This window comes from Pseudomonas sp. VI4.1 (genome assembly GCF_002029345.1).
Classification (GTDB): Bacteria; Pseudomonadota; Gammaproteobacteria; order Pseudomonadales; family Pseudomonadaceae; genus Aquipseudomonas.
Window position 1 is genome coordinate 13,087 of record NZ_MULM01000160.1, and the last position, 24,829, is coordinate 37,915.

27 protein-coding genes and 1 pseudogene are annotated in these 24,829 nt (G+C 60.1%); 18 read left to right on the forward strand and 10 right to left on the reverse strand.

The annotated features are described in order from the left end of the window. Window positions 1–78: 78 nt before the first annotated feature. Window positions 79–525, reverse strand: a complete 447-nt coding sequence (locus tag BZ163_RS17870) for a PAS domain-containing protein (protein ID WP_128872008.1) — start codon at window positions 523–525, stop codon at window positions 79–81. A 176-nt stretch (window positions 526–701) separates the two neighbouring features. On the opposite strand from BZ163_RS17870, the gene BZ163_RS17875 reads away from it, so the two are divergent. The 6 genes from BZ163_RS17875 to BZ163_RS17900 all read left to right on the forward strand — a co-directional run bounded on the left by BZ163_RS17875 (window position 702) and on the right by BZ163_RS17900 (window position 4,634). Then, on the forward strand, window positions 702–1,607 hold the full coding sequence (locus tag BZ163_RS17875; RefSeq protein ID WP_371916818.1) for a MerR family transcriptional regulator: 906 nt from the start codon (window positions 702–704) through the stop codon (window positions 1,605–1,607). A gap of 249 nt (window positions 1,608–1,856) precedes the next feature. Continuing rightward, window positions 1,857–2,162 carry a DUF1778 domain-containing protein gene (locus tag BZ163_RS17880; RefSeq protein WP_128872010.1) on the forward strand — a complete coding sequence of 102 codons (306 nt, stop codon included), beginning with the start codon at window positions 1,857–1,859 and terminating at the stop codon, window positions 2,160–2,162. Beyond that, window positions 2,134–2,685, forward strand: coding sequence for a GNAT family N-acetyltransferase (locus tag BZ163_RS17885; RefSeq protein WP_128872011.1), 552 nt, complete (start codon window positions 2,134–2,136; stop codon window positions 2,683–2,685). The genes BZ163_RS17880 and BZ163_RS17885 overlap by 29 nt, the downstream gene beginning before the upstream one ends. Before the next feature lie 131 nt (window positions 2,686–2,816). Next, window positions 2,817–3,161, forward strand: a complete 345-nt coding sequence (locus BZ163_RS17890; protein ID WP_128872012.1) for a hypothetical protein — start codon at window positions 2,817–2,819, stop codon at window positions 3,159–3,161. Window positions 3,162–3,284: 123 nt separating this feature from the next. Continuing rightward, window positions 3,285–4,211 carry a LysR substrate-binding domain-containing protein gene (locus BZ163_RS17895; RefSeq protein ID WP_128872013.1) on the forward strand — a complete coding sequence of 309 codons (927 nt, stop codon included), beginning with the start codon at window positions 3,285–3,287 and terminating at the stop codon, window positions 4,209–4,211. Between the two features lie 57 nt (window positions 4,212–4,268). Then, entirely contained in the window at window positions 4,269–4,634 is a 366-nt protein-coding gene (locus tag BZ163_RS17900) for a 5-carboxymethyl-2-hydroxymuconate Delta-isomerase (protein ID WP_128872014.1), read from the forward strand. A 3-nt stretch (window positions 4,635–4,637) separates the two neighbouring features. On the opposite strand, the gene BZ163_RS17905 is transcribed toward BZ163_RS17900, so the two are convergent. After that, window positions 4,638–5,573 (reverse strand): LysR family transcriptional regulator, encoded by a 936-nt coding sequence (locus tag BZ163_RS17905; RefSeq protein ID WP_128872062.1) that lies wholly within the window; start codon window positions 5,571–5,573, stop codon window positions 4,638–4,640. 223 nt (window positions 5,574–5,796) lie between these two features. Further along, entirely contained in the window at window positions 5,797–6,981 is a 1,185-nt protein-coding gene (locus tag BZ163_RS17910; protein WP_128872015.1) for a cyanate transporter, read from the reverse strand. A 509-nt stretch (window positions 6,982–7,490) separates the two neighbouring features. Between BZ163_RS17910 and BZ163_RS17915 the strand changes: the two genes are divergently transcribed. From BZ163_RS17915 to BZ163_RS17940, 6 genes are all read left to right on the forward strand, one after another. After that, window positions 7,491–8,873: a glutamine synthetase family protein gene (locus BZ163_RS17915; protein WP_128872016.1), complete on the forward strand. Its 1,383-nt coding sequence runs from the start codon at window positions 7,491–7,493 to the stop codon at window positions 8,871–8,873. A gap of 179 nt (window positions 8,874–9,052) precedes the next feature. After that, entirely contained in the window at window positions 9,053–10,702 is a 1,650-nt protein-coding gene (locus tag BZ163_RS17920) for a phosphoethanolamine transferase (protein WP_128872017.1), read from the forward strand. Window positions 10,703–10,775: 73 nt separating this feature from the next. Continuing rightward, window positions 10,776–11,438: a class I SAM-dependent methyltransferase gene (locus BZ163_RS17925; RefSeq protein ID WP_128872018.1), complete on the forward strand. Its 663-nt coding sequence runs from the start codon at window positions 10,776–10,778 to the stop codon at window positions 11,436–11,438. 123 nt (window positions 11,439–11,561) lie between these two features. Next, entirely contained in the window at window positions 11,562–12,695 is a 1,134-nt protein-coding gene (gene rnd, locus BZ163_RS17930) for a ribonuclease D (protein WP_128872019.1), read from the forward strand. Beyond that, on the forward strand, window positions 12,692–12,985 hold the full coding sequence (locus tag BZ163_RS17935; RefSeq protein ID WP_128872020.1) for a YcgL domain-containing protein: 294 nt from the start codon (window positions 12,692–12,694) through the stop codon (window positions 12,983–12,985). Before rnd ends, BZ163_RS17935 begins: the two co-directional genes overlap by 4 nt. Before the next feature lie 130 nt (window positions 12,986–13,115). Further along, on the forward strand, window positions 13,116–14,048 hold the full coding sequence (locus tag BZ163_RS17940; protein ID WP_128872021.1) for a D-2-hydroxyacid dehydrogenase: 933 nt from the start codon (window positions 13,116–13,118) through the stop codon (window positions 14,046–14,048). 195 nt (window positions 14,049–14,243) lie between these two features. Here the strand turns inward: BZ163_RS17940 and BZ163_RS17945 are convergent, their stop codons facing one another. Further along, window positions 14,244–14,837: a nitroreductase family protein gene (locus BZ163_RS17945; protein WP_128872022.1), complete on the reverse strand. Its 594-nt coding sequence runs from the start codon at window positions 14,835–14,837 to the stop codon at window positions 14,244–14,246. A gap of 278 nt (window positions 14,838–15,115) precedes the next feature. Between BZ163_RS17945 and BZ163_RS17950 the strand changes: the two genes are divergently transcribed. Then, window positions 15,116–15,565 (forward strand): YcgN family cysteine cluster protein, encoded by a 450-nt coding sequence (locus tag BZ163_RS17950; RefSeq protein WP_128872023.1) that lies wholly within the window; start codon window positions 15,116–15,118, stop codon window positions 15,563–15,565. A gap of 21 nt (window positions 15,566–15,586) precedes the next feature. Then, on the forward strand, window positions 15,587–16,816 hold the full coding sequence (locus BZ163_RS17955) for a hypothetical protein (protein WP_128872024.1): 1,230 nt from the start codon (window positions 15,587–15,589) through the stop codon (window positions 16,814–16,816). A gap of 159 nt (window positions 16,817–16,975) precedes the next feature. Here BZ163_RS17955 and BZ163_RS17960 read toward each other — a convergent pair whose 3' ends face one another. From BZ163_RS17960 to BZ163_RS17975, 4 genes and pseudogenes are all read right to left on the reverse strand, one after another. Then, window positions 16,976–17,353 (reverse strand): DUF2892 domain-containing protein, encoded by a 378-nt coding sequence (locus BZ163_RS17960; RefSeq protein WP_128872025.1) that lies wholly within the window; start codon window positions 17,351–17,353, stop codon window positions 16,976–16,978. Between the two features lie 92 nt (window positions 17,354–17,445). After that, window positions 17,446–17,916, reverse strand: a complete 471-nt coding sequence (locus tag BZ163_RS17965; RefSeq protein WP_128872026.1) for an RNA methyltransferase — start codon at window positions 17,914–17,916, stop codon at window positions 17,446–17,448. Between the two features lie 206 nt (window positions 17,917–18,122). Then, complete coding sequence (locus BZ163_RS17970; protein WP_064679221.1) at window positions 18,123–18,494, reverse strand: YajD family HNH nuclease; 372 nt, start codon at window positions 18,492–18,494, stop codon at window positions 18,123–18,125. A 49-nt stretch (window positions 18,495–18,543) separates the two neighbouring features. Next, window positions 18,544–19,231 (reverse strand): annotated as a pseudogene (locus BZ163_RS17975) (spermidine synthase). Between the two features lie 97 nt (window positions 19,232–19,328). Between BZ163_RS17975 and BZ163_RS17980 the strand changes: the two are divergent. Next, window positions 19,329–19,619, forward strand: coding sequence for a hypothetical protein (locus tag BZ163_RS17980; RefSeq protein WP_128872027.1), 291 nt, complete (start codon window positions 19,329–19,331; stop codon window positions 19,617–19,619). Between the two features lie 32 nt (window positions 19,620–19,651). On the opposite strand, the gene BZ163_RS17985 is transcribed toward BZ163_RS17980, so the two are convergent. After that, window positions 19,652–21,706 (reverse strand): S9 family peptidase, encoded by a 2,055-nt coding sequence (locus BZ163_RS17985; protein ID WP_128872028.1) that lies wholly within the window; start codon window positions 21,704–21,706, stop codon window positions 19,652–19,654. Between the two features lie 230 nt (window positions 21,707–21,936). Between BZ163_RS17985 and BZ163_RS17995 the strand changes: the two genes are divergently transcribed. From BZ163_RS17995 to BZ163_RS18005, 3 genes are read left to right on the forward strand one after another with little or no spacing between them, the layout of a single operon-like run. After that, window positions 21,937–22,431 carry an MFS transporter gene (locus BZ163_RS17995; RefSeq protein ID WP_128872029.1) on the forward strand — a complete coding sequence of 165 codons (495 nt, stop codon included), beginning with the start codon at window positions 21,937–21,939 and terminating at the stop codon, window positions 22,429–22,431. Window positions 22,432–22,463: 32 nt separating this feature from the next. Beyond that, the gene (locus tag BZ163_RS18000; protein ID WP_128872030.1) at window positions 22,464–23,240 is read left to right on the forward strand and encodes a class II glutamine amidotransferase; all 777 of its coding nucleotides are present in this window, start codon (window positions 22,464–22,466) and stop codon (window positions 23,238–23,240) included. A 12-nt stretch (window positions 23,241–23,252) separates the two neighbouring features. Next, window positions 23,253–23,795 (forward strand): DUF2937 family protein, encoded by a 543-nt coding sequence (locus BZ163_RS18005; RefSeq protein WP_128872031.1) that lies wholly within the window; start codon window positions 23,253–23,255, stop codon window positions 23,793–23,795. A 56-nt stretch (window positions 23,796–23,851) separates the two neighbouring features. Here the strand turns inward: BZ163_RS18005 and BZ163_RS18010 are convergent, their stop codons facing one another. Continuing rightward, entirely contained in the window at window positions 23,852–24,766 is a 915-nt protein-coding gene (locus BZ163_RS18010) for a LysR family transcriptional regulator (RefSeq protein ID WP_128872032.1), read from the reverse strand. Window positions 24,767–24,829 lie beyond the last annotated feature (63 nt).

Below are 24,829 nucleotides of genomic sequence, written 5' to 3' on the forward strand. Positions count from 1 at the left end.
TTGTCTGAAGCCTACGTCGAAAATTGTACAAGTCAATATTCTTGTACACTTTTTGTGTCGGTCTAGCGCTATCCGTCTTTAGCCACCAAGCCTTGCCAATTGAAGGCGAAGCTCGGCCACTTCGGTCTCGAGTGACTGAATCCTTTCCAGAGCGGCAATCTTGTCGCTGACGTCATGCTGAATGCCAATGTAGTAGGTCAACTGGTCGGCATCATTGTGCACGGGAGTGATAGACAGCTCGTTCCAGAACGGGCTGCCATCCTTACGATAGTTGCGCAGCACCTGACGGCAGGGCTGGCCGCGGCGGATGGCATCGCGAATTGCCTCGAGGCCGACCTGATCATGATCGTCTGCCTGCAGGAACCGGCAATCCTGGTAGAGAATTTCGTCGGCACTGTAGCCGGTCAGGCGCTCGAAGGCAGGGTTGGCATAGATGAGGATGCTGTCATCGCCTTCCTGCTCGGCCACGACGATGCCGTCATTGGAGGCTTCGACCATAAGTTGCAGGAGTTTGGCGTCAATCATTGTCCGGGCTCGCTGGGGTTCGGGGGTTTGTCCAACAGCGTAGTCGTCAGCGACAGCCATGCCTAGATGGCAGGGCGCAGGGACGCCGGACAACGATTGGTGCTGGTTTAAAAGTGTCATGCCTGGTTTAGAATGCCGACACACTCAGGATGCAACGACTTTTAATGACCGAGCCCATCGAATCCGCCTCCGACGACGTCTTGCTCCCCATGCGGGAAGTCGCCAGCCTGACCGGCGTCAACCCGATCACCCTGCGGGCATGGGAGCGCCGCCACGGGCTGATCCGACCAGTACGCACTGTGGGAGGGCATCGCCTGTATTCGCAACAGGACATCGAACATATACGTAGCATCATGCTCTGGACCAGCCGGGGTCTGCCCATCAGCAAGATAGGCGCTCTGCTCGTCCGGCAGCAGGACACGCCCGGGCTCGCTGTATCAGGCTCGGCCGAATCCCCCCTGGTCCAGTGGCAAGAGGCAGTTCATCGTGCCACGCAGGCTTTTGATGGCGCAGAGCTGGAGCGCCTCCACGGGCAACTATTCACGATCTATCCGAAGGCTACGGTACTGGAGGCTGTTCTGCTGCCTGTCTGGCGCAGCCTGGCATCTGGCAATGCATTCGGCCGACGCAGTCAGTGGCTGTTCCTGGACGCCTTCTTGCGTGCGCGGATGTTGTTGCGACTGCAGATGAACCCGAGCAACGGTGCTTGCGTGCTGCTGGCGGACGGCTCGGGCCATGCGCACGAACTGGAGCTGTTGTGCGCCGGTTTGTTGATGAGTAATGACCAGCTGCGCATCGAGGTGCTGGGCACGGGCCAGCCCCTGGAAGAACTGCCGTTGCTGTGTAAGGCCATTCAGCCCGCTGCGCTGGTGTTATGGGTCCAGGTGCCACTGCAGGCCGATGCGCACCAGCGTCTGCGTGCCCTTCAAATGGGCGTTACGTGCCCGGTGGCGTTGGCCGGCGACGCAGCCGCCGCTTCGTCGGCAGGGTTACAGGGTTCTTCGATTGCCATTTTGGGCAATGACGAAGCGAGTATTTTGCCCAGGCTGGAAGCCTTGGTAAGGGGGACGCTGCAAATTTGAATCCGGTCGTTGCAGCTAAGGAGGCTTATCTGAAACTGCATTGCACACCTAGGCCAGCGCCTGCCTGATACGTACGGCTATTGTACGGATGGAGGTTGACGCTTGTCTGGCTATACGTCTAATATCCGTACATTGCTAAAGGCCTCTATTAGGGGCAGAGCTCAAGAGCTTGCTCACGCTTCTAAAGCTGGGGATGCAATAAAATGACACTCAGTAAGGATATAGGCGCTCTGAAAACGGGGACATCCCATGCTGGAAATTAACGAAATTCTCAAAGCACCAAAAAATGCACGGCTTGAACTCAAAACCACGGACGTCGCCAAGGAGTTCATCCGCAAGGCCGCTTCAATCTCGGGGCTTGATATGACTTCTTTCATTATTTCGTCTGCCTTTGAGAAGGCGGAGGAGGTGATGGAAAAACATCGACGTATCGAAGTGTCGGAACAAGCCTATGCCCGAGCCCTGGAGATCCTTAACGAGGATACGGCTCCAACGCCTGGGCTACTGAACCTGATGAGAGGGAAGCATGGGGACAAAAGCGACTCCGGCTTATGAAATCGACAACCATCTGCAGGTTCGTCTTGAGACTTACCTTTATCTGAAAGATTTCGATTGTGGGCTTGCCATGATGGACGAGTACTACAAAAGCGGTTTGAAGCGTGCCTTGAAGAGCGAAAACATCCGGGGGATTGGTGCGATTAACCCTGCGAGCGAAGTCGTTGGCTTTGGTACGCTCACGCTGGGGCACATTGACAGGACGCTAGCGAAATCGGCCATCAAAAAATCGAACCTGCCGTCTCAGTTGCCCGTGGTGCGGATGGTGATGTTTGGTGTGGATCGTCGATATCAGGGGCTTGGAATTGGTCAGGAAATCCTGAGACATACATTCATCCAGGCGGCCAAGGTTCACAACGAGGTGCCTATCAGAGGTTTGTATCTGGACGCGGCGCCGAATGCAGTTTCGTATTACGAGTCTTTGGGTTTTCAATCCCTGAGCGGGTCCGATACCAGGGGAGGAGTTCCCATGCTTGTCAGCATCGAGCCGATCCTGCGGGCGATTGTCGATACGTCTGAATAACGTAATACATAGAAAAGCCCCGTAGCTGGACAAGTTATGGGGTTTTGTTGTTTTTCAGATCAAGAGAAGGCGCGTCCAACTCATTAGCTATCATGCAATACAGAGCAAATCACCTGACGACGGGGATATGCATGAACAGAGGGCAACGGCTCTGGTTGGTCGTAAAGCTGCTGGCAGCCGTGGCGGCCTGCCTGTACGCGGCTGTCCAGGCTTCTCGCTACATGCTGGAAAGCCCTGACGCAGAGCAAATCCACCCCCTGAGCATTTTGGTTGTCGGGCTGATCTTTGGCTTCGTTACCTTCGGGCTTCTGTCACTGATCGGATGGATTGTCCGACTTTTCCTGCCTTTCCCTGATCCGGTCACTCCGACGGTAGTGGCTCAACCTCAGACAACGCCTGATGAAGATGCGTCGCTGATGCCCGAATCTCCTCCGGTCCTACCCGCTGACGATTCAACTCGGCAGAAAAATCAGTGAACCGGTATCAGGCCGCTTTCGGACATTAAACGCAAACTGCATCAACCTATTCACTTGGTCGCATAGACGCCGATTGCGACACCTACCTAAACTGTCGGCAGATACAGGGATCGGGATCAGTGGATGAATCGCAATGAACTACGCAAGGCCGATATCAACCTGATGGTAGTGTTCGAGACCTTGATGCTCGAACGCAATGTCACGCGCGTGGCGGAGAAGTTGTTTCTCGGTCAGCCGACCATCAGTTCGGCCCTTAATCGCTTACGTGTGATGTTCAACGATCCGCTGTTCATTCGCGTCGGCCATCGTATGGAGCCGACGGCGCGGGCCGAGGAGATTATTCGGCACCTCTCGCCGGCGCTGGATTCGTTGTCGGTGGCCTTGAGCCTGACCCATGATTTCGACCCCATCAGCAGCACCATGACGTTCCGTATCGGGCTGTCGGACGATGTCGAGTTTGGCCTGCTGCCGCCGTTGCTGCGGGCCTTGCGCCAGGAAGCGCCGAAGGTGGTGTTCGTGGTGCAGCATGTCGATTACTGGCGGATTCCGGATTTGCTGGCGTCCGGTGATATCACCGTCGGCATCAGCCAGACCCGCGGGTTGCCGGCCAATGCCAAGCGCAAGTTGCTGCGGCATATCCAGCCCAATATATTGCGCGCCGATGCGTCCGATACGCCGCTGACCCTCGATGAATATTGCCAGCGTCCCCACGTGCTGGTGTCCCACACCGCCAATGTCAGCGGTTATGCCGATGAGTGGCTGGCGGAGATTGGCCGGACGCGCCATGTGGTGCTCTCGGTGCCGCAATACAGTTCATTGCCGGCCTTGCTCGCCGGGACTGATCTGATTGCCAGCCTGCCGGATTACACCGCCGAGGCGATGGCCGCGTCCGGGGTGCTGTTCAGGGAACCCATTCCGTTCCAGGCGCCGACCCTGGACCTGTCGATGGTCTGGCTCAGCCATGTCGATACCGATCCGGCCGAGCGCTGGTTGCGGTCGCGGCTGGAGGCATTCATGGGTGAGCGCGCGATGTTGCCGCTGCCAGAGTGAGCAGGGCACCGCTGTGTTATATCTACGACCCTTCCGCCCACTTTCAGGAGCACCGTCATGCCTCATCTGCACATGGAATACACCGCCAACCTGCCTGAGCTGAATGCCGACGTGGCATTGATCCGGCTCAACAATGCGCTGGTGGCTTCCGGTCAGTTCGCTGCCGAATTCGACATCAAGAGCCGGGCGGTAAAGGTCGAGACGTTCAAGGTCGGTACTGCATTGACTGAGCGGGCGTTCGTGCATGTGAAGCTGGCGTTATTGAGTGGTCGCTCAGGGCAGATCAAGAAGCAGTTGTCGGACAGCCTGCTGGCGGTGGTGCAGGACCTGTGTCAATGGCCAACGGGCATTGAAGTCCAGCTGGCCGTGGAAATTCTCGACATCGATCGTGAGTCCTACACCAAGATTGCCATTGGTCACTGAGTCTCAGGCCTTTTCCTGCTCGATGCAGGCCTGGGTCACTTGCTTGCGCAACCAGGTATTGGCGCTGTCCTGGTCAGCACTTTGGCTCCACTGCATATCGAGGGTGAACCCCGGCAAGCCGACGGGCGCTTCGCAATGCTTGAAGATCGCCTCGCTGGCCAGCAATGGCTGGATGCGTCGGGGCAGGGTCACGATGAAGTCGGTGCCGGTGATCAGTTTCAGCGCCGCACTGTAGCTATTGGCGCGGGCGACGATTTGCCGTTTTTGCGCCTGCTGCGCCAGCCAGCCATCGACCATGTTGGTGTTGGACGTCCAGGGTGTCGGAAACACATGCCGGCGGGCGACGTAGGCTTGCAGGCTTAGCGGCAGCTCCAGCGGTGGGGCGCGCTTATCGAAGACACAGACCAGGTCATCCTCCAGCAATACCCGGGAGTTGAGGTCGCTGTGGCTGCGATGGAAGTGGGGGCCGAAGCAAATCACCAGGTCCAGGCTGCCATCGCGCAGTGCCTCGGTCGGGATGTCGGTTTCGAGCTTGTGCATGTTGATCATCACCGGCAGGCCGGCGAAATCCAAGCGTTTCAGCAGGCGCGGCAGGATCAGTTGCTCGAAGTACTCCGGGGCACAGATGTTGAACGTGATGGACTGCAAGGTCGGGTCGAACGTCTGGGCGCCGGCGTGACACAGGTTGATGCTTTCGAGGATTTTCAGCACGTGGGAGTACATGGTGCTGGCTTTGCCGGTGGGGCGCATGCCGGCGCGGGTATTGATGAACAGCTCATCTTCGAAACTGGTGCGCAGCTTTTTCAGGCAATAGCTCACGGTGGACTGGCTGACGCAGAGTGTCTCGGCGACACTGGTGACGCTGCTTTGCTCGTACACGGCGACAAACACCATGAGGTCTTGCATGTCGAGCTTTCTAAGCAAATTGCTGTTCAGCATCCATTCCATCTCGCTGCGTTCCTTGCGCTGAACATGCGCAAACGTGTGCGCAAGATCCTAGCGGAACGATGGTGTCAGGAAAATGCCTTGTGGGAAGTTTCGCTGATAGTTGTGAGGCGGTTGCCATAAGCCTTGAGCTTTTGCAAGGCGGCAAGCATTGCGCGGCGCCTGGGCATGGACAGTGGTCGCGTGCCAATGCATGACCCCGATCGCCCGTTCCAGATTAGCTGATGTGTCTGGCGTAGTGCCGTGGATCGAAGCGCAAGACCATCAGGATCATCAGCGCCGTGACGCCGGTCAGTGACCACCAGGCCCACTCGAAGCTGCCGAGTTGATCGCGGATCATCCCGGCCAACAGCGGCGAGAGACCGGCGATCAGGTAGCCGATGCCTTGTACGAAGGCGGTCAGTCCACCGGCTCGCCGGGGGTTGTCCAGGTGATCCAGCGACACGATCAGGCTCATCGGAAACAGCCCGCCGATGCCCAGCCCCAACAGGCACGGCCATAACAGGCTCAGGTGTTGCGGGCCGAGAATCAGCCCGCAGAACCCGGCCATGATCAGTGCCAGCAACACCACCAGCACCAGGCGTCGGTCGCGGCTGCGGTTGGCGATGGCCGGCGTCAACAGGCCGGACAACACTTCCATGGCGGTCAGGAAACCCAGGAGCAACCCGGCGTTCTGTTCGCTCCAGCCCTTTTCCACGTAGTACGGCGCCAGCCAGGCCAGCACACAGGTGTAGGACGCTGTTCCGAGGCCAAAGAACAGCGCCAGCAACCAGGCGCGGGAATTGCCGAAGAAGGATGCGTCAGGTGATGACGCCGAAACCGGCGTCGGCATCCCTGAGCGCCGGCCGCCCCAGACCAGCAACGCCACCAGCGCCAGCGCCGCCCAGATCGCCAGGCCCACGCGCCAACTGCCGGTCCGCGCCATCACAAGGGGGGCGAAAGACGCGGCGATGGCGGCGCCGCCCATGATCGAGGTGACGTAGAGGCCCATGCACACGGATACGTTATCGCTGAAGCGGGATTTGATCAGCGCCGGCATCACGGCCTGGATCAGCGCGATACCGATACCGGCCAGCACGGCGCTGAGGATCAGTTCGACCGCCGAATCGAGGAACAGGCGCGACACGGTGGCGATGCCGATAATCAGCAACGAGAGCACCACGGTACGTTGTTCCCCGAGTCGTTGGCTGACCCGGAGACCGAAGAACATCGCCAGCCCCATCGCCATCACTGGCAGCATGGTCAGCAGCGAGGCCAGGCTGAAACTCAGCGCGATGTCGCCGCGAATGGCGGATAACAAAGGACCGACGGCGGCCATGGAGGGGCGCAGGTTCAGGGCTACGAGAATGATGCCGGCCATCAGCCAGAGGGCAGGGCGGGAGGTTGCGCGGACGTTTTCCATCAATCGGACCTTGTATGACAAGGAGCCGATTAGGCGCTGGAGGGGTGGAGGCCGCAAATCAAAATGTCCGGGGTGGTATCTAGAAATTAAATATTACTGTCGGAACACAGCACCCTGTAGGAGCGAGCTTGCTCGCGATGGACGTTAAGAGCGCCGCGTTTAGCTAGTAAGCACGCGTTATCGTTAAAGACCATCGCGAGCAAGCTCGCTCCTACAGGGACTGTGAATGTTTAGCCAACCCACACCCAAAGTTCTTCAAATCCCGATTTAACGACTTGACCACCCGTGTGACGCTGCCGCTCATCTGTTTACCGCGGTCTTCTCTATGGACGATAGTCCGGTCGCACTCCCTTCCGAACTCGCCTTTTGGGCGCTGTGGCACTGTCGTCACGCGCGCCCGCCGGACTCCTGCCTTTTCCGTTGATTGTTCCTACAGGTCCCGTGCTGTGCGCCGGGATCAAATCGGCAGCGCCTGTGCGTTTGCCTGACGCGAATACAAGAGAATGCCCATGAGTTGTGCCACGACCTCCTTCGCCTCCACACAAGAAGCCTTGACCTTCCTCGAGCAGAACCCGGATATCGAGATGTTCGAGTTGTTCATCCTCGACAACAACGGCGTACCCCGGGGCAAGTTGCTGCACCGCGATGAGTTGCTGGCGGTGTATGAAAGCGGGCGGCCTTTGCCGAGCACCATCCTCGGCCTGACCATCAACGGTGATGACGTGGAAAATTCCGGGCTGGTCTGGGACGTCGGTGATATCGATTGCCGGGCCTACCCGATCAGCGGCAGTCTGACGCGCATGCCATGGCGATTGATTCCGACCGCGGCGGTGCAGGTCAGCATGCACCCGAAAGAGGGCATGCCCGCGACCATTGCCGATCCACGGCATCTGCTGGCGAAAGTCATCGAAGGTTTGCAGGCCGACGGCTATTACCCGGTCATGGCGGCGGAGCTGGAGTTCTACCTGCTGGATCAGCAGCGCGACAGCAACGGACGGCCGCAGCCGGCGCGGGATGTCGATGGCGGGAGGCCGCGTGGGACCCAGGTCTACGGCTTGCGTGAGCTGGAGCAGATCGAACCGTTCCTGGCCGACCTCTACAGCGCCTGCAAACTCCAGGGCATTCCGGCGCGCACGGCGATTTCCGAATACGCGCCGGGGCAGGTGGAGATCACCCTCGAACACCGCACTGACGCCTTGCAGGCGATGGACGAAGCGGTGCGTTACAAAAGGCTGGTCAAGGGCGTGGCACACAAGCACGGGATGACGGCATGCTTCATGGCCAAACCCTTCGATGACCTGGCGGGCACGGGGATGCACATGCACGTCAGCCTGGCGGACAAGGACGGCAACAACCTGTTCGCCAGCGAAGCCCCGGATGGCACCCCGCTGCTGAAACAGGCAGTCGCAGGGATGCTCGGCACGTTGCTCGATTCGTTGTTGCTGTTCTGTCCCAACGCCAACTCGTACCGCCGTTTCCAGACCAACAGCTACGCGCCGCTGGCGGTGACCTGGGGCGTGGACAATCGCACCGTGAGTTTGCGTGTGCCCGGCGGGCCGGCGTTCTCGCGGCATATCGAGCATCGTATCTGTGGCGCCGACGCCAACCCGTATCTGGCGGCGGCGGCGATCCTGGCGGGTATCCATCGCGGCATTCGCGAGCAACTCGACCCAGGCGCACCGGTGGAGGGCAATGGTTACGCCCAGGCGACGAAACTGTTGCCGACGGACTGGCTGACGACGTTGCGGGCGCTGGAAGGTTCGAGCTGGGCGCGGGAGGCGTTCGGCGCCGAGTTTCTTGGGGTTTATCTGGCGGTGAAACGTGCCGAATACCGACAATTCATGGGGGAAGTCGGTGAGCAGGACTGGCGCTGGTATTTGCATCAAGCCTGAACAGAACCTGAACTATTCTCAAATAAGTTAAAAGTTAAGCGCTAATCCCCGAAGCCAACTAATCGTTGGCTTCTTTTTCACAAAAAATTGATGGTTGCCTGCTTAAAATTTGTGTTGTCGCGGTAAATGAAATTTTCACATTTGCCGACGGCACTTCTTTTCAGGAACAGCCAATCATCATGTTGAAGATTAAAGCCGTGCGCCCCGAGTGGGTGACACTGATTGCCAGCGCCTTGTTATTGACGGCGTTCAATCTGGTGCTCTGGCAACACCTGTTTGCAATCACCGCGTCTGACGGCAAAGGCCTGCTCATACGCGTGGCGTTCGGGCTGATGATCCTCGCCGCGTTTAACCTCGTGCTGACCTTGCTGGCGTTCCGGGGCGTGATGAAACCGCTGCTGACGCTGATCTTCATGGTCAGTGCCGGCGTGGCTTACTTCATGAGTCAATATGGCGTGATGATCGACATTGGCATGCTGCGCAACTTTGCACAGACCAATGCGACGGAAGTACGCGACTTACTCTCGATAAAACTACTTGTTTATATTCTGTTGCTGGGCATTCTTCCGTCGTGGTTGTTATGGAAGACACCGATCAGTTATCGCCGCTGGCACCGCGAACTGTTAAGTAAAGCGCTGGTGTGTGCCGCTTCAGTCGCGGTCTTGGGCGGCGTTGCCTTGATCAACTACCAGGGCTTGTCTTCGTTGTTTCGCAATCACCATGAGTTGCGTTTGATGGTGGTGCCGAGTAACTACATCGGTGCCTCGGCCAGCTACTTGCGTGAACAAGTGGTTTCCGCGCAGCAACCTTTTGTCAAAGTCGGTGAAGACGCCGAGAGAACCCCGGCCTGGCAAACCCATGCCCGTAAATCCTTGACCGTACTGGTGGTGGGCGAAAGCGCCCGGGCCGAAAATTTCGGCATCCTCGGCTATGACCGCGATACCACGCCAAAACTGGATAAAGAAGCCGGCCTGATCGCCTTTACCGATGTGCATTCCTGCGGCACGGAAACAGCCGTGTCGGTGCCGTGCATGTTTTCCAACATGGGCCGCAAGGATTACAACGCCAGCCAGGCGAAAAACGAAGAGAGCTTGCTGGACGTACTCAAGCGCGCCGGTCTTGACGTGATCTGGCGCGATAACCAATCGGGCTGCAAAGGCACCTGCGATCGGGTCACCCTCCAGGACGTCAGCAACCTCAAGGACCCGGTACTGTGCGCCAACAGTGAATGCCGTGATGAAATTCTGCTGCAGGGCCTGCAGCACTTCATCGATACCCTGGATAAGGATACGGTCCTGGTATTGCATCAGATGGGCAGTCACGGTCCGGAGTATTTCAAGCGCTACCCGAAAGAGTACGAACGCTTCACCCCGGTCTGCGACAGCAACGCGCTGAACAATTGCAGTCGCGAAAGTATCGTCAACGGTTACGACAACACCCTGGTGTACACCGACCACGTGCTGTCGACCCTGATCGATCTGTTGCGCAGCAATCAGGACAAAGTCGATACCGCGATGCTGTACCTGTCGGATCACGGCGAGTCCCTGGGCGAATACAACCTGTTCCTTCATGGCACGCCTTACCTGCTGGCGCCGGAACAACAGAAGCATGTCGCAATGCTGGCCTGGTTCTCCGACACCTATCAAAAATCGTTCTCGGTGGACACCCACTGCCTGCAGCTGAGCCGTCAGCAGCCCTTGAGCCAGGACAACCTGTTCCATTCGATGCTCGGTCTGCTGGAGGTCAAGAGCAAGGTCTACAACCAGGATCTGGATATGTTCGCCGGATGCCGCGGTGCCGTGATCGACGGTGTGCTGGCCAAAGAATGAAGGCTTCGACCTTTTTTTCACGCGCTCGCCGCTAAGCTGCGGCGGGTTCATATTCCTACAAGAGTCATTGCACATGTCCGCGCAACCCCCCTCCGCCATTGAACTGGAGTTCACCCGGCGCTACGACCGGGAACATGCCCGCGACTGCCTTCAGTCGCGACCGCGGGGCCTGGGGCGGCGATTGACGTTCTGGCGCGACGAGCAGTTGGTGCGCAGCGCACTCAAGGTGGCTGGCGAGCCGGGCCTGATCCTCGATGTAGCCTGCGGTGCCGGGCGCTTCTGGCCGGTGTTGGCCGAGCATGCAAACCGGGTGATCCTCGCGTCCGATCCCTCCCAGGAAATGCTCAATCACGCCCAGACCCACCATCCGCAGCACCTGCTTGAGCGAATCAAGACCTTTCAGAGCTCAGCCTTCACCATCGATTTGTCGGCGAACGCGGTCGATTGCATTTTTTGCATGCAACTGTTTCAACACATCGACGGTTCCGAGCATCGGTTGGCCATGCTCAAGGAGTTCCACCGGGTCAGCCGCGATACCGTGATAGTGGCGGTACGAATTGATGCGCATTTCAAACTGCAGCGTCCCGGTGCAGAGGGCGCACAGCCCCGGCAACTGCCGGGCAAGGCCGAGGTTGAAGCCGAATTCAGGCAGGCGGGATTACGTCTGCTCAGCCATCAGGATTTCCTGCCCGGTTGCGCCCGGATGCGGGTCTATGTGTTGCGTAAGACCAGATAACCTCCCTTTGTCAGACAATTCTTGCTAATTGGCAGGTATTTTCGCTAAAGCTCTTGTTCAGTGGATGCGTGGAAATCGCCTGAGGCGATATATACTGCGCGCCATTCTTCAAGGGAGAGCCGTGTGGCCATCGATATTCACTGGATTCGCGACAACGATAGCCTCGGTCGGTTTTGTGCCGAGTGGCAGCAGCTGCCGTTCGTTGCCCTCGACACCGAATTCATGCGGGTCGACACCTTTTATCCGATCGCGGGCCTGCTGCAGATCGGCGATGGCGTACGCGCTTACCTGATTGACCCGCTGACCATCGACAACTGGCAGCCGCTGGCCGCGTTGCTGGAAAACCCGGCCGTGGTCAAAGTCCTGCATGCCTGCAGCGAAGACCTCGAAGTCCTGCTGCGCCTGACCGGCAGCCTGCCGGCGCCATTGTTCGACACCCAACTGGCCGCCGCTTACCTGAACCTGGGTTTCTCCATGGGTTATTCGCGGCTGGTGCAGGAAGTGCTCGGCATCGACCTGCCCAAGGGCGAGACTCGTTCCGACTGGCTGCAACGCCCGCTTTCCGACACCCAGATCAGCTACGCCGCCGAAGATGCCGTGCACCTGGCGGAAGTTTTCGTACAGTTGCGCCCGAAGCTTTCTGACGACAAGTACGCCTGGGTCCTGGAAGACGGTGCCGAACTGGTGGCGAACCTGCGCCGCGAGATCGACCCGTACGAGGTCTATCGCGACGCCAAGCTGGCCTGGAAGCTGTCCCGTGCCCAACTCGCCGTATTGCGTGAACTCTGCGCCTGGCGCGAGCGCGAGGCGCGCGCCCGCGATCTGCCGCGCAATCGCATTGTCCGTGAGCATTCCCTGTGGCCGCTGGCGCGGACGCAGCCGGACAATCTCGGCGCACTGGCGAAAATCGAAGACATGCACCCGCGTACCGTGCGTCAGGACGGCGAATTCCTGCTTGATCTGATCAAGCGCTCTGGCAGTGTGTCACCGGATCAATGGCCGCCTGCCGTGCCGGAGCCGTTGCCGGTGGAAGCCGCCGCGTTGGTCAAACAGCTGCGGGCGATCGGCCAGGCCGAAGCCGAGCGCCTGAACATCGCGCCGGAACTGATGCTGCGCAAGAAAACCCTGGAAGCCCTGCTCAAGAGCGGTTTCCCCAATGGTCCTTACCTACTGCCTGATTCGCTGCGTGGCTGGCGCCGCGAATTGATGGGCCAGGCGCTGCTCGACAGCCTGGCCACCGCCGGAGAACAGCCTTGAAACGTATTTGCTCCATCTACCGAAGCCTGAAGAAAAACGAGATGTACCTCTACGTGCTCAAAAGCGATGCACTGGAACGCGTCCCGGAAAGCCTGATGGCCGCCTTCGGCAAACCGCATCACGCCTTCGACCTGGTGCTGAGTCCCGAGCGCAAACTGTCGCGCGAAGACATCACCCAGGTCCTGGAAAACCTCGAAAAGCAGGGCTATCACCTGCAAATGCCGCCGGCCGAGGACGAATACATCGAACATTTGCCGGAAGAGTTGCTGCGACGCAATGACCCGATGTGATCGGCAGAGCATCCAGGCTTTTCGTGAAGAGCCTTCTCTTGAATCACTGGAATTGAATTTGGCGATGGCCAGGGCGATGGAGCGTTACTTCATCGGCGGTCGTCTGCACTGTTTTCGAAAGGTTTGAACCATGCGCGTTCTGATTGCTGAACACGAGCACCCTGTGTACGCCCAACTGCTGCGTCAGGCAGCGCCCGACCTGGACGTGCTGACCAGCGGCGATTCCGCCGAACTGGCCAGCCAGGCCGCCGATTGTCCGATCTGGCTGGGCCAGCCGGATTTGCTGGCGACCCTGCTGCGCCAGGGCCACCAGCCGCAATGGCTGCAATCGACCTGGGCCGGCATTACGCCGCTGTTGGCCGACGGCTTGCCACGGCATTATCGCCTGACCCGGGCGGTGGGGATTTTTGGCCAGGTCATGGCCGAATACGTGCTCACCTACATGCTCGGCCACGAGCGCGAAGTGCTGCCGCGACTGGTCAGCCAGGTCGAGCGCAAGTGGGACAGCCGCCAGGGGCACAGTCTGGCAGGGCGCAAGGTGTTGATCGTCGGCACCGGTGACATTGGCCAGACCGTGGCGCAGTTCCTGCTGCCGTTTGGCGTGGTGTTGTATGGCATCGCCAGCGAGGCCCGCGAGCAGGCGCCGTTTGTCGAAGTAGGCGCGTTGGCTGATTTGCCGCGTCTGGTCGGTGAAGTGGATTACGTGATCAACCTGTTGCCGAACACGCCCAGTACCCATGACCTGTACGACGCGGCGCTGTTCAAGCAGTTCAAGCCGACCGGCTTGTTCATCAATGTCGGACGTGGGGTGGCAGTGGTCGATGCGGATCTGGTGGCAGCCTTGAAGGAAGGGCATCTGTCAGGCGCCGTGATCGATGTCTGCCGTCAGGAGCCGCTGCCGCAACGTCACCCGTTCTGGACCGCCTGGGGCTTGCTGTTGACCGGGCACAGTTCGGCGCCGACCTCGCCATCGATGATGGTCAAGCTGTTTGTCGAGAACCTGCGGGCGTATGAGGCGGGCGAGGCGTTGCGCGGGGAAGTGGATTTCAATCGCGGGTATTGAGACCACCATGAACCTGTAGGAGCCGGCTTGCCGGCGAAGGCGTTGTATGGCCGCTGCATGGCTTGAGCCCGCCTTCACTGGCAAGCTGAACCTGTAGGAGTCAGGCTTGCCGGCGAGGGCGTTTTCATGGCCGCTGCAAGGCTTGAGGCCGTCTTCGCTGGCAAGCCAGCTCCTACAGGGGGGCGGCGGTGTGGTTTAGAGGGTGAAATCGCCTTCGGCCGCCAATTCGTTCAACGGACGACGCGGGCTCGGCGCTTCACGCGCTTGCAGGTACTCCGCCAGGCTCGCCTTGTCGCCCAACTTGCCGATCGCCACGGCCGCATGCAGGGCGTAGCCCTCAGGAATATTCAGCACCTTGCGGGTCAGTTCCTGATCGAAGCCGGCCATGCCGTGGGTGTGCCAGCCGCTGATGCTCGCTTGCAGCGCCAGATGGCCCCAGGCCGAACCGGTGTCGAAGGTGTGCCACAGGGCCGGGGTTTCTTCGGTGGCGCCAGGCGCGACGAAGGTGGTTTTCGAGATTACGATCACCAGCGCCGAGGCGTGTTGTGCCCAGCTGCGGTTGAACTCGTTCAGCAAGCCCAGGTAACGCTCCCAGTTTGGCGTGTCGCGACGCGCGTAGAGGAACCGCCAGGGTTGCGAGTTGTAGGCCGATGGCGCCCAGCGTGCGGCTTCGAAGAAGCTCAGCAGGGTCTCGACAGGAATGGTTTCGCCGGTGAAGGCGCGGGGCGACCAACGATCGGTGAATTGAGGGTGAATGGCGTGGTCGGCAACGCGAGGATTAGCGCTCATCAAGAGGTTCCTTGCTACGGTTGAAGGTGAGGGTCGTCTGAAACCTGCGGCCGCAGTTGAGCTGAGCGTTGAGGTTTTTCTTGAGCCTGGGCAGTTCGCCGGAATGCAACGCGGTCGAGCGTTAATGGCACGCGGGTCTGGCTCCTGGCGACTGGCAAAGCTACTTCGCGGCGCAAAAACTGACAAGCCCTGTCGACCGGCAGTCGCCAATGCTTGGCCCGCAAGGGCCTTGGCACTAGACTGGCGGCCTTTTCACCACCTGATGTCGATGTTGAACCATGGCCGCTAAAGTCGAACCGTTCTGGATGCGCAAAACCCTCGATCAACTCGATCCGCAGGAATGGGAATCGCTGTGCGACGGCTGCGGCCTGTGCTGCCTGCAAAAGCTCGAAGATGAAGAAGACAACTCGGTCTATTACACGCGCATTGCCTGCAAACTGCTGGACCTGAAAACCTGCCAGTGCACCGATTACCCCAACCGTCGCGACTTCGTGCCGGACTGCATCCAGCTCACGCCAGGCAAGGCCGACACGTTCAAATGGCTGCCACCGACCTGCGGTTATCGACTGGTCAGCGAGGGCAAGGACCTGCCGCTCTGGCATCACCTGGTGTGCGGTGATCGCGACGCCGTGCACCACGAGCGAATTTCACAATCCGGGCGCATGCTCGCCGAAGGCAGCGTGGCCGAAGAGGATTGGGAAGACCATCTGATTTTCCGGGCGGGTTGAGGTTTTCTCCAAGGAGTGTGTATGGCTGTAGGATTGCGGCTGGCGTTGGTCGTTGGGCTGTTGGCCCTGGGTTTGCCGGTGTGGGCGGCGAAGAAGGTCGATCTGGATTATCACGTGCGCCTGTTGCCGCAAAGCGATCAGGCCGAAGTCCGCCTGACCCTGGCTCAAGGCTCGGCAGTGCGCAGTCTGGATTTCGACCTGGGCGATGGCAGCCACTACAGCGATTTCAAGGCCGACGGCCAATGGCAACTGACGCCCGGCAAGCCGATGCGCGGTGTCTGGCTTCCGTCCGCCGACAAGGCCAGCCTGACCTACCGCGTGCGCATCAGCCATGGCCGCAAGAGCGGCAGCTTCGACACTCGCATGACCCCGACCTGGGCGTTGATGCGCGGCGACGATCTGGTGCCGGCTGCCCGGCTCGATCAACAGGATGGCATCGAGCTGGTTTCACGCCTTGAATTCGAGTTGCCCAGCGGCTGGAAAAGCGTCGAAACCGCCTGGCCGCGGATCGGCAAGAACACCTTTCGCATCGATAACGTCTCCCGATTGTTCGACCGGCCCACGGGCTGGATGCTCGCCGGCCACCTTGGCAGCCGACGCACGCGATTGGGGGAAACCGAAGTCACCGTCGCTTCGCCCCGAGGCCAGGGCATGCGTCGCATGGACGTGCTGACGTTGCTGACTTTTGTCTGGCCGCAAGTGCAGGCAGTGTTCCCGCGTCATCCCACCAAGCTGCTGATCGTCGGTGCCAATGACCCGATGTGGCGCGGCAGCCTGGCGGCGCACGAATCGATTTACCTGAACACACGTTTGCCGCTGGTCAGCGAAAGCGGCAGCAGCGCGGTGGTGCGTGAATTGGCCCAGGTATTCGGCCGGATCAACGACCGGCAGCGCAGTGACTGGATCAGTGAAGGCTTTGCCGAGTATTACGCCATCGAACTGGTGCGCCGGGCGGGTGGCATGAGTGATGAGCGCTACGAGAGTTTGCACCGCAAGTTGGTCAAGGACGGCCAGAAAGTCACGACGTTGCGCGGTGAGCAAATGAGCCCGGCACAGGTTTCGAAGGCGGTGTTGTTGCTGCAGGAGCTGGATCGCGAAATTCGCCTGAAGACCCGCAACAAGCGTTCGTTGGATGATGTGTTGCGTGGGGCGATGCGTCTGGAGGGTGTGGACACCAAGGAATTCGTTCAGCTCGCCGAGAGCGTGATTGGCGAGTCTTCCAAGGTTCTTGATACCGAGTTGCTTCAGTAATATCGCCTTCGCTGGCAAGCCAGCTCCTACAGTGATTCGTGAACCGCACACATCACCTGTAGGAGCTGGCTTGCCAGCGAAGAGGCCATAAGCCCCACTACAAATCCGGGATCAAATCCGGGATCACATCCGGGATCAAATCCCGGATCAAATCCCGGATCAAACCCCGGTCTTAGGCGACTTCAACGAATCATTCCCGGTCACGGTAGCCGTCTTGGTCGCCGCGTCGGCATTCGCCTTCAACCGCCCCAACTCTTCCCCGGCCCGCTCGATCTTCGCCCGCACGTTATTCATGTCCTGGCGGCTTTTCTCCAACAGGCTCTTGACCGAACTGTGCCCGGTAATCCCGCGAGCCAGCGCCACGCCGCCGATCGCCACTTGAATCAACCCGAACACACCGCCGCGACGCAGGCCCTTGCTGACCATCACCACGCCACCGGCCACGGAGCCGATGCGCTCCCAGCCCTGAACGTTATGGTCGGAATGGGTCTGGAACGGGGTGGACTCGATGCGTTCTACGCGTGTGAGTTCGCTCATGATCTGTCTCCTGGCTGGATGGGCTGCTGCAAGAATAGATAATTAAGCTGACTGCCGAGGCGGGCGGCTTGTTCCATCGGATGTACAGCAATTCAGCGGAATTTCGGCCCCGAGCGGGTGTTCAGGCCCTTGGCCATGCGGTCGTACAGCACGACATTGACGGTGGCCGCCAGGTTCATGCAGCCGGTAGTCGGGATGTACACCACGTCTTCGCACCAGTCGCGGATCTCTTGATCCAGCGAGCCGTCTTCCGGGCCGAAGATGTACAGCGCGCGATCCGGGTGGGTGTATTCGGGCAGCGAACGGGCGCCTTCGACCAGTTCCACCGCGACCGGGACGCAGCCCAGGGGCAGGATTTTCTTCAGGTCGTCGATGCCGATCAGCGGAATGTCGTAGTGCACGCGCTTGGTGTCGGTGACGAAGTCTGCGGCGCGTTCATAACGCTTGCCGGTGTAGAACACCGACGCGGCGCCATAACAGCCGGCGGCGCGCATCACCGAGCCGACGTTTTCCGGTGATTTAGGGTTATACAAACCAATGCAGCTGTACCGTTTGTCTGCCACGAGCGGGGTGCCTTCGGGGAAAAAGCGCGATTATACGGGGATTGGGGGAGGGGTGTCCGGTTTGGGGACTTGTGGTGGCGAGGAGATTGCCTTCGCGAGCAAGCCCGCTCCCCCACTGGATCTGCGGCGAACATCATAAGTGTGGTCACCACGGATCAATGTGGGAGCGGGCTTGCTCGCGAAGAGGCCAGCTCAGGCGCTGAAGATTATTCGTCTTTCTTCATCAAGCCGGCCAACGCCGCAAACGGGTTATGCGTCGCCTTGGCGATCTTCGGCGAGCTCAGCGAGCCTTCACCAAAGTACTGCTGGTCGGTGTATCGCGAGTGTTCATTGTCGTGGCAATACAGGCACAACAATTCCCAGTTCGAGCCGTCCTGCGGATTGTTGTCGTGGTTGTGGTCGCGGTGGTGCACGGTCAGTTCGCTCAGGCGCTTGCCAGAGAACTCGCGGGCGCAGCGGCCGCACACGTGCGGGTACATCTTCAGGGCCTTGTCGCGGTAACCCATTTCCTTGTCGCGCTGGTTGTCGGCGAGGATGCGGTCCAGCTTCGATGTATTGGTTGGGGTGGACGAACTCATGGGTTCACCTTTGTAAAAAGACTAATGACGGTTATGAGGTCAGTTTAGCTCAGGCCTTGAGCTTCTCGGCAATCCAGATGGTGTGGCGGGTGCCTTTGTTGCCATGGGCGAAGACTTGCACTTCCTCGGCCTTGAAACCGGCCTTTTTCAGCTTGTCGGAAAACTGCCGGTCAGCGCTGGCCGACCACACCGCCAGCACGCCTTTGGGGCGCAGGGCCTTGGCGCAGGCGCTCAGGCCTCCAGCGGAATAGAGCCAACTGTTGGCCTTCTGGGTCAGGCCTTCGGGGCCGTTGTCGACGGTCGAGCATGATCGCATCGAAGCCCTGTGGCTCGGCTTGCAGCACCTTGGCCACGTCTTCCATGCGGATCACCGTGCGCGGATCGAGCAGCGGATTGCCGGCTTTCTCGCCCAGCGGCCCACGGTTCCATTCGACGACGCCGGGCACCAGTTCGGCGACCACCACTTCAGCGGTCTTGCCCAGATGCTTGAGGGCCGAGGCGAGGGTGAAGCCCATGCCCAGGCCACCGATCAACACCCGCGAGTTCGGCCGGCCGGCCACCTTGCGGCACGGGATCTCGGCCAGGGCGTCTTCGGAACCGTGCATGCGTGTGTTCATCAACTGCCCGCCATCGCCCCCCTGGATCTTGATGACAAAGTCCTCGCCGTATTCGAACAGGCACAAGGCACCGCCATTTTCAGGAATCGGGGTGGTGTCGAGCAGAACGAAACGTTTCATTGGGGCACTCTTGATGGAAAATCGGCAATCAGGGGCAGGCAAACAGCGGCGGTTGGGAGTAGCCTGCAAACAGACTACAAGGCCAACGGAGCCATTGATGAAGCGCACCATTCTAACGGTCATTGCCCTGGCCGCGCTCTCGATAACTGCAGTGCAGGCCCAGGAACAACCCACCATTCCCACCAGCCCCGGGCCATTGCCCGGGTCGCCGGGCACCGCGACGCCGACGCCATACCCGCAAATCACCCCGATCAGCGTGCCCAAGGCCGGGTCCGGCAGTGGCGGGCCGCCGTTGTTGCCGCCGATCGAAATGCCCAGCCCGCCCAAGGACCAGACGTTGCCGGGGCTTGAGCAGAACGGCACGAAGATCAAGTCGCCGGGCGGTTAAGGCGAAGACGATCGGCCGTCGGCCCAGGTTTCTCAGGCAATACCCAGCACTTTGAACACAAATGCATATTCGAGCGCTACATCACGCAATCCCTGGTACCGCCCGCTCATCCCGCCGTGCCCGGCGCCCAATTCGGTCTTGAGCAACAGGGGATTGTTGTCGGTTTTGGTCGCACGCAACTTGGCCACCCACTTGGCCGCTTCCCAATACTGCACGCGACTGTCGTTGTAGCCGGCAATCACCAACGTCGCCGGATAAGCCTGCGCGGTGACGTTTTCGTACGGGGCATAAGCCTTGATCCGCTCATAAACGTCCGGTTCCTGCGGATTGCCCCACTCGTCGTACTCGGTCACGGTCAACGGCAGGTCCGGGTCGAGCATGGTGTTGAGCACGTCGACGAACGGCACTTCGGCAATCGCTGCGCCGAACAACTCCGGCCGCGTGTTGAGGACGGCGCCGATCAGCAACCCACCAGCGCTACCGCCGCTGATCGCCAGTTGCCTTGATGTGGTGAAGCCGTTGTCGATCAAATGCTCGGCGCAGGCGATGAAGTCGCTGAAGGTGTTGTGCTTGTGCTCCTGCTTGCCGGCGCGATACCAGGCTTCACCCAATTCACCGCCGCCACGCACGTGAGCGATGGCAAACGCCACGCCGCGGTCCAGCAGGCTCAGGCGCGCATGGGAGAACCACGGGTCGAGGCTTTCGCCATACGCGCCGTAGCCGTACAGATAAAGGGGCGTCGGCTTACCGAGGGCTTCGCGTTTGACGACGAGGCTGATCGGCACTTGCGTACCGTCGGGTGCCGTCGCCCACAGACGCTGGCTGACGTAGGCATCGGCATCGAACGGGCCCAGTACCGGGGTTTGCTTGAGGACTTGCTGCTCGCCGGTGGCCAGTCCCAGCTGGCGGATTTGCGCCGGACGGTTCAACGCTTCGTAGCGCAGGCGAATCCTGTCGCTGACGAATTCCAGGCTGTTCTGCACGTGCAGGCTGTAGGCCGCATCCGGCAGTTGCACACGGTAGCTCGGCAGGTCTTGCGGATGGACTTCGATCACCGGCAAGCCGCCGACCCGCAGGCTCAGGGTCATGGCCGAGGCGTTCAGGCTCATGCCGTCGATCATCGTGGTGTCGCTGTGGGGAATCAGGTTCTGCCAGTCAGCCAGGGTCGGCTCGACGCCGGTATCGACGGCCGTGTACAGGGCAAAGTTGATGCCGTCGCGATTGGTGCGAATGAACCAGGTCCAGACCCCGTCGAGCACACCGTGGTCGACGTCGTATTCATGATCTTCAACCCGCGGCGCTACGCAGGCAAAGGCTTGCTGCGGCTGGAACGCGTCGAGCACCCAGACTTCGCTGGTCGTCTTGCTGCCCAGGGACAGCAGCAATTGCTGCTCGGAACTGGACCGGTAGCAGTGCATGAAGAATCGACCGTCGGTTTCATGGAACACTTCTTCAGCCGCCGTGCCATCCAGTCGATAGCGGTACAGTTTGTGCGGGCGGTGGGTGTCGTCCAGTTCGCCGAAGAACAGCGTCAGGCTGTCGTTGGCCCAGGTCATGCTGCCGTCGCAGTCCTGGAATTCCAGTTCGCTGACACGACCATTGGACAATTCCTTCACGAACAACGTGAAAATCTCATCGCCCGTGGAGTCGATGCTGTAGGCCAGGCGTTGGTGGTCCGGGCTGATGCTGAATGCACCCAGGGAAAAGAAGCCGCCCTTGGCCAGTTCGTTCGGGTCCAGCAGCAGTAGCTCCTGGCTTTCGTCGAGCTGCAGGCTGTCGTCGGCCGGGCGCGGGCAGCGATAGTGACGGGCGTATTCGTCACCCGCCGTGGTGCGTGTGTAATACAGGTACGGCCCCCAGGGGGAGGGCAGCGACAGGTCGGTTTCGAGAATCCGGCCCTTGATCTCTTCGAACAGGGTCTCGCGCAGCCCGGCCTGATCGGCGGTTTGCGCCTCTTGATATTGGTTTTCCGCTTTCAGGTAGTCGAGCACCGCGTCGGTGTCGCGCTCCTGGAGCCAGGCATACGGGTCATCGCCTTCGGCCTTGTGGGCGATCGGGGCGTTGGAAACGTTGGCGGATAGGGGCATGAAGGGCTCTCGAACAATGTGCGGAAAGGGGCTTCGCAACCTGTGGGAGCGGCGGTGCGACGATTCGACTTGCTCGCGAAAGCGGTGTGCCAGTCAACGCAGTTGTTGAATGGACTGGCCTCTTCGCGAACAAGCCCGCTCCCACAGGGGTTGCGCTCTACAGACAGGTATTGGGACAAGCCTGATGGGCGAAAAGTCGTTACTATAAGCGCCTCTTTGCCTGCCTTGCCATGGACACCATGACCGAGAACGACTATCTGATCGCTTGGGGCCTTTACGCCTTCGCCGCTTTAGGCTGCCTGTTAGTGTGGATGCGCATGACCCGCTGGATGTGGCGCTGGCTGCGTGAGCCGTTGCGGCTGCTGGTTTTCGTGTTGCTGTTCAGCCCGACCATCATCGACCCGGTGAAGGAAAAGGTCGCCCCGGCCATCGCCATCACGGCCCTGGACCTGTTGTTCAAGGTCGGCAACAACGCCTGGCGGGCGATTTCCGATCTATTGATGTACAGCATGCTCGCGTTCGGCCTCTACCTGGTGTTCGTGGCGATCCGTTTCATGATCGAGCGCGGCTCCAAGGCTCGCATGGAGCAGGCTGCCGCCGCCCAGGCCGCGGCCAGGGCCGATGAACCTGAAGACCAGCCTTTCGGCGGTGCCGGCGACGATCGTTACGGTCGCCCGCCGGTGCCGAGCAATCCCCAGCGTTTGCGGGTCGAACCGCGGTTGTAACCTTGCCCCTGCATTGAATCGAGAGTCAGAACATGTGTGAGTTATTGGGCATGAGCGCCAATGTCCCGACCGATATCGTGTTCAGCTTCACCGGGCTGATGCAGCGCGGCGGCCGCACCGGTCCGCACCGCGACGGGTGGGGCATCGCTTTCTATGAAGGCCGAGGCCTGCGCTTGTTCCAGGACCCGGCGGCGAGCTGCGAATCGGAAGTCGCGAACCTGGTGCAACGCTATCCGATCAAGAGCGAAGTGGTGATCGGGCACATCCGCCAGGCCAACGTCGGCAAGGTCTGCCTGTCCAACACCCATCCGTTCGTGCGCGAGTTGTGGGGACGCAACTGGTGTTTCGCCCATAACGGCCAACTGGCGGACTTTCAACCCATCACCAGTTTTTATCGCCCGGTCGGCGATACCGACAGCGAAGCGGCGTTCTGCGACGTGCTCAATCGGGTGCGTGCCGCCTTCCCGGAACCGGTGGAAGTCGAAGAACTGCTGCCGGACCTGGTGGCCGCGTGCGCCGAATACCGCAGCAAAGGGGTGTTCAATTGCCTGCTCAGCGACGGCGACTGGCTGTTCTGCTACTGCTCGACCAAACTGGCGCAGATCACCCGCCGCGCACCGTTTGGCCCGGCGCGCTTGAAGGATGTCGACGTGATCGTCGACTTCCAGGCCGAAACCACGCCCAACGACGTGGTCACGGTGATTGCCACCGAGCCCTTGACCGAAAACGAAACCTGGACCCGCTACGAACCGGGCCAATGGAGCCTGTGGCGACGCGGTGAATGCGTCAGCCAGGGCAAGACCGAATAAGGACACGCAACCATGTTGCTCAGTTATCTACGGCTGGTGTTGTTTGCGGCAGGCCTGTTGATCGGTGTCCAGGTGCCGGGGTTCATCAGCGATTACGCCAAGCGGGTCGAAGCCCATCTGATCGAAGCGCAGACCGGGCTGAGCGGTTTTCAGGGGACTGCCAATCAGTTCTTCAAGGGTGACATGCAGGCGTTGGTGGCCCATTACCGCGCGAGCGAAGACCCGATCTTTCGCAGCGATGCCGACAGCCTGAACACCCTGTTGACCCGTCAACAGGCCCTCGACAAACAGTTCCAGGCGATGCAGGGGCCGTGGTATATCCGCTTCCTGCAAGTGGTCCTGGCCGCCGATCCGGAGATTCGCAAGGAAACCTGGAATGGCTACAGCTACCAGATCCTGCTGACGCCGGAAGCGATGATCTGGGGCATGAGCGGCGCGCTGTTGCTGTCTTTCGGCATCGAATGCCTGTTCCGGCTGATCGACTGGGTGGTGCTGGGCGGCAAACGCCTGCGCCAGAGTCGGCCGATCGAAGACCGGGATGTGCGGGGGTTGTAAGGGGGGCGATGCGATCCCTGTGGCGAAGGAGCAAGCTCCCTCGCCACAGGGTGTGATCACCGCGCGAGGACGATGTAATCCTCACCCACCTTGTGCGCATACCCGTCCAATACCTGCTGACACAACGCCACTATCTCCTCGACCCACTCCACCCCGGTCCGCCACGACACCACCACCTGCAAATTCGGCGGCCGTTGCTCGATGGCCAGCAAGGTCAGTTCCCCTCGCGCCAGTTCCTCGGCCACCAGCACCGGCGGCAACGCGCCGATACCGAAGCCATCCCGGAGCAAGCGGGTAATCGCCGACACCGAGTTCACGCAGTTGAGCCGTGGTGCCATGACACCGTTGGCCTGCATCAGGCTCAAGATGTCCTGATGTGGGTGGGAGTTTTTCGAGTAGGTAATAATTCGCTCGCGAGCCAGATCGGCGATGTCGCAATACTCGCGGTTGTAGATCGAGTTACTGGCAACGATCCAACCCATCGGGTGGCTGGCCAGCTCCAGGCTGCGGACACTTTCCTGGCGCAACAGGTCGGTTTGCAGGATCAGGTCGAGAAAGCCTTTTTGCAGCTGATCGCAGAGATTGAGCGCCGTATCGGCCACCAGCTCGATTTCCACCAGCGGATAGTGATCCATCATCTGTGCCACCAACGGGCTCAGCCAGGTATGGATCACCGTGTCCATCACGCCGATCCGCACCCGTCCAACCTTGCACGAACGCGTCTCGATCGACTGCTTGAGCGCCTGCATGGTGTCCATCATCTGCTCGGCATAGTCGAGCACTTTCAGGCCTTCGGGCGTCAGGCTCACGCCGCGGGAATCGCGCAGGAACAGCTTTACGCCGAGTTCGCCTTCGAGCACCGCGATGCGGCTGGAAATCGAGGCCTGGGTGGTGAAGAGTTTGTCGGCCGTCAGGCGAAAACTCTTGAGTCGGGCGACCCAGACAAAGGTCTCGAGAAACTTCAGGTTCATGGGAGCAGCTCGCGGATAAAGTTTTCTTATGTCTAGGGCGGGATTTTATTAGTTGGACGCGGC

Bases quoted from the DNA above. Each gene is read 5' to 3' on its own strand.
- BZ163_RS17885 (WP_128872011.1), top strand. From the start codon at position 2,134: ATGGGGACAAAAGCGACTCCGGCTTATGAAATCGACAACCATCTGCAG.
- BZ163_RS17995 (WP_128872029.1), top strand. From the start codon at position 21,937: ATGGACACCATGACCGAGAACGACTATCTGATCGCTTGGGGCCTTTAC.
- BZ163_RS18010 (WP_128872032.1), bottom strand. From the start codon at position 24,766: ATGAACCTGAAGTTTCTCGAGACCTTTGTCTGGGTCGCCCGACTCAAG.
- BZ163_RS17870 (WP_128872008.1), bottom strand. From the start codon at position 525: ATGATTGACGCCAAACTCCTGCAACTTATGGTCGAAGCCTCCAATGAC.
- BZ163_RS18000 (WP_128872030.1), top strand. From the start codon at position 22,464: ATGTGTGAGTTATTGGGCATGAGCGCCAATGTCCCGACCGATATCGTG.
- BZ163_RS17880 (WP_128872010.1), top strand. From the start codon at position 1,857: ATGCTGGAAATTAACGAAATTCTCAAAGCACCAAAAAATGCACGGCTT.
- BZ163_RS17895 (WP_128872013.1), top strand. From the start codon at position 3,285: ATGAATCGCAATGAACTACGCAAGGCCGATATCAACCTGATGGTAGTG.
- BZ163_RS17915 (WP_128872016.1), top strand. From the start codon at position 7,491: ATGAGTTGTGCCACGACCTCCTTCGCCTCCACACAAGAAGCCTTGACC.
- BZ163_RS17960 (WP_128872025.1), bottom strand. From the start codon at position 17,353: ATGAGCGAACTCACACGCGTAGAACGCATCGAGTCCACCCCGTTCCAG.
- BZ163_RS17985 (WP_128872028.1), bottom strand. From the start codon at position 21,706: ATGCCCCTATCCGCCAACGTTTCCAACGCCCCGATCGCCCACAAGGCC.
- BZ163_RS17890 (WP_128872012.1), top strand. From the start codon at position 2,817: ATGAACAGAGGGCAACGGCTCTGGTTGGTCGTAAAGCTGCTGGCAGCC.
- BZ163_RS17940 (WP_128872021.1), top strand. From the start codon at position 13,116: ATGCGCGTTCTGATTGCTGAACACGAGCACCCTGTGTACGCCCAACTG.
- BZ163_RS17910 (WP_128872015.1), bottom strand. From the start codon at position 6,981: ATGGAAAACGTCCGCGCAACCTCCCGCCCTGCCCTCTGGCTGATGGCC.
- BZ163_RS17970 (WP_064679221.1), bottom strand. From the start codon at position 18,494: ATGAGTTCGTCCACCCCAACCAATACATCGAAGCTGGACCGCATCCTC.
- BZ163_RS17950 (WP_128872023.1), top strand. From the start codon at position 15,116: ATGGCCGCTAAAGTCGAACCGTTCTGGATGCGCAAAACCCTCGATCAA.
- BZ163_RS17955 (WP_128872024.1), top strand. From the start codon at position 15,587: ATGGCTGTAGGATTGCGGCTGGCGTTGGTCGTTGGGCTGTTGGCCCTG.
- BZ163_RS17945 (WP_128872022.1), bottom strand. From the start codon at position 14,837: ATGAGCGCTAATCCTCGCGTTGCCGACCACGCCATTCACCCTCAATTC.
- BZ163_RS17925 (WP_128872018.1), top strand. From the start codon at position 10,776: ATGTCCGCGCAACCCCCCTCCGCCATTGAACTGGAGTTCACCCGGCGC.
- BZ163_RS17900 (WP_128872014.1), top strand. From the start codon at position 4,269: ATGCCTCATCTGCACATGGAATACACCGCCAACCTGCCTGAGCTGAAT.
- BZ163_RS17920 (WP_128872017.1), top strand. From the start codon at position 9,053: ATGTTGAAGATTAAAGCCGTGCGCCCCGAGTGGGTGACACTGATTGCC.
- BZ163_RS17980 (WP_128872027.1), top strand. From the start codon at position 19,329: ATGAAGCGCACCATTCTAACGGTCATTGCCCTGGCCGCGCTCTCGATA.
- BZ163_RS18005 (WP_128872031.1), top strand. From the start codon at position 23,253: ATGTTGCTCAGTTATCTACGGCTGGTGTTGTTTGCGGCAGGCCTGTTG.
- BZ163_RS17905 (WP_128872062.1), bottom strand. From the start codon at position 5,573: ATGCTGAACAGCAATTTGCTTAGAAAGCTCGACATGCAAGACCTCATG.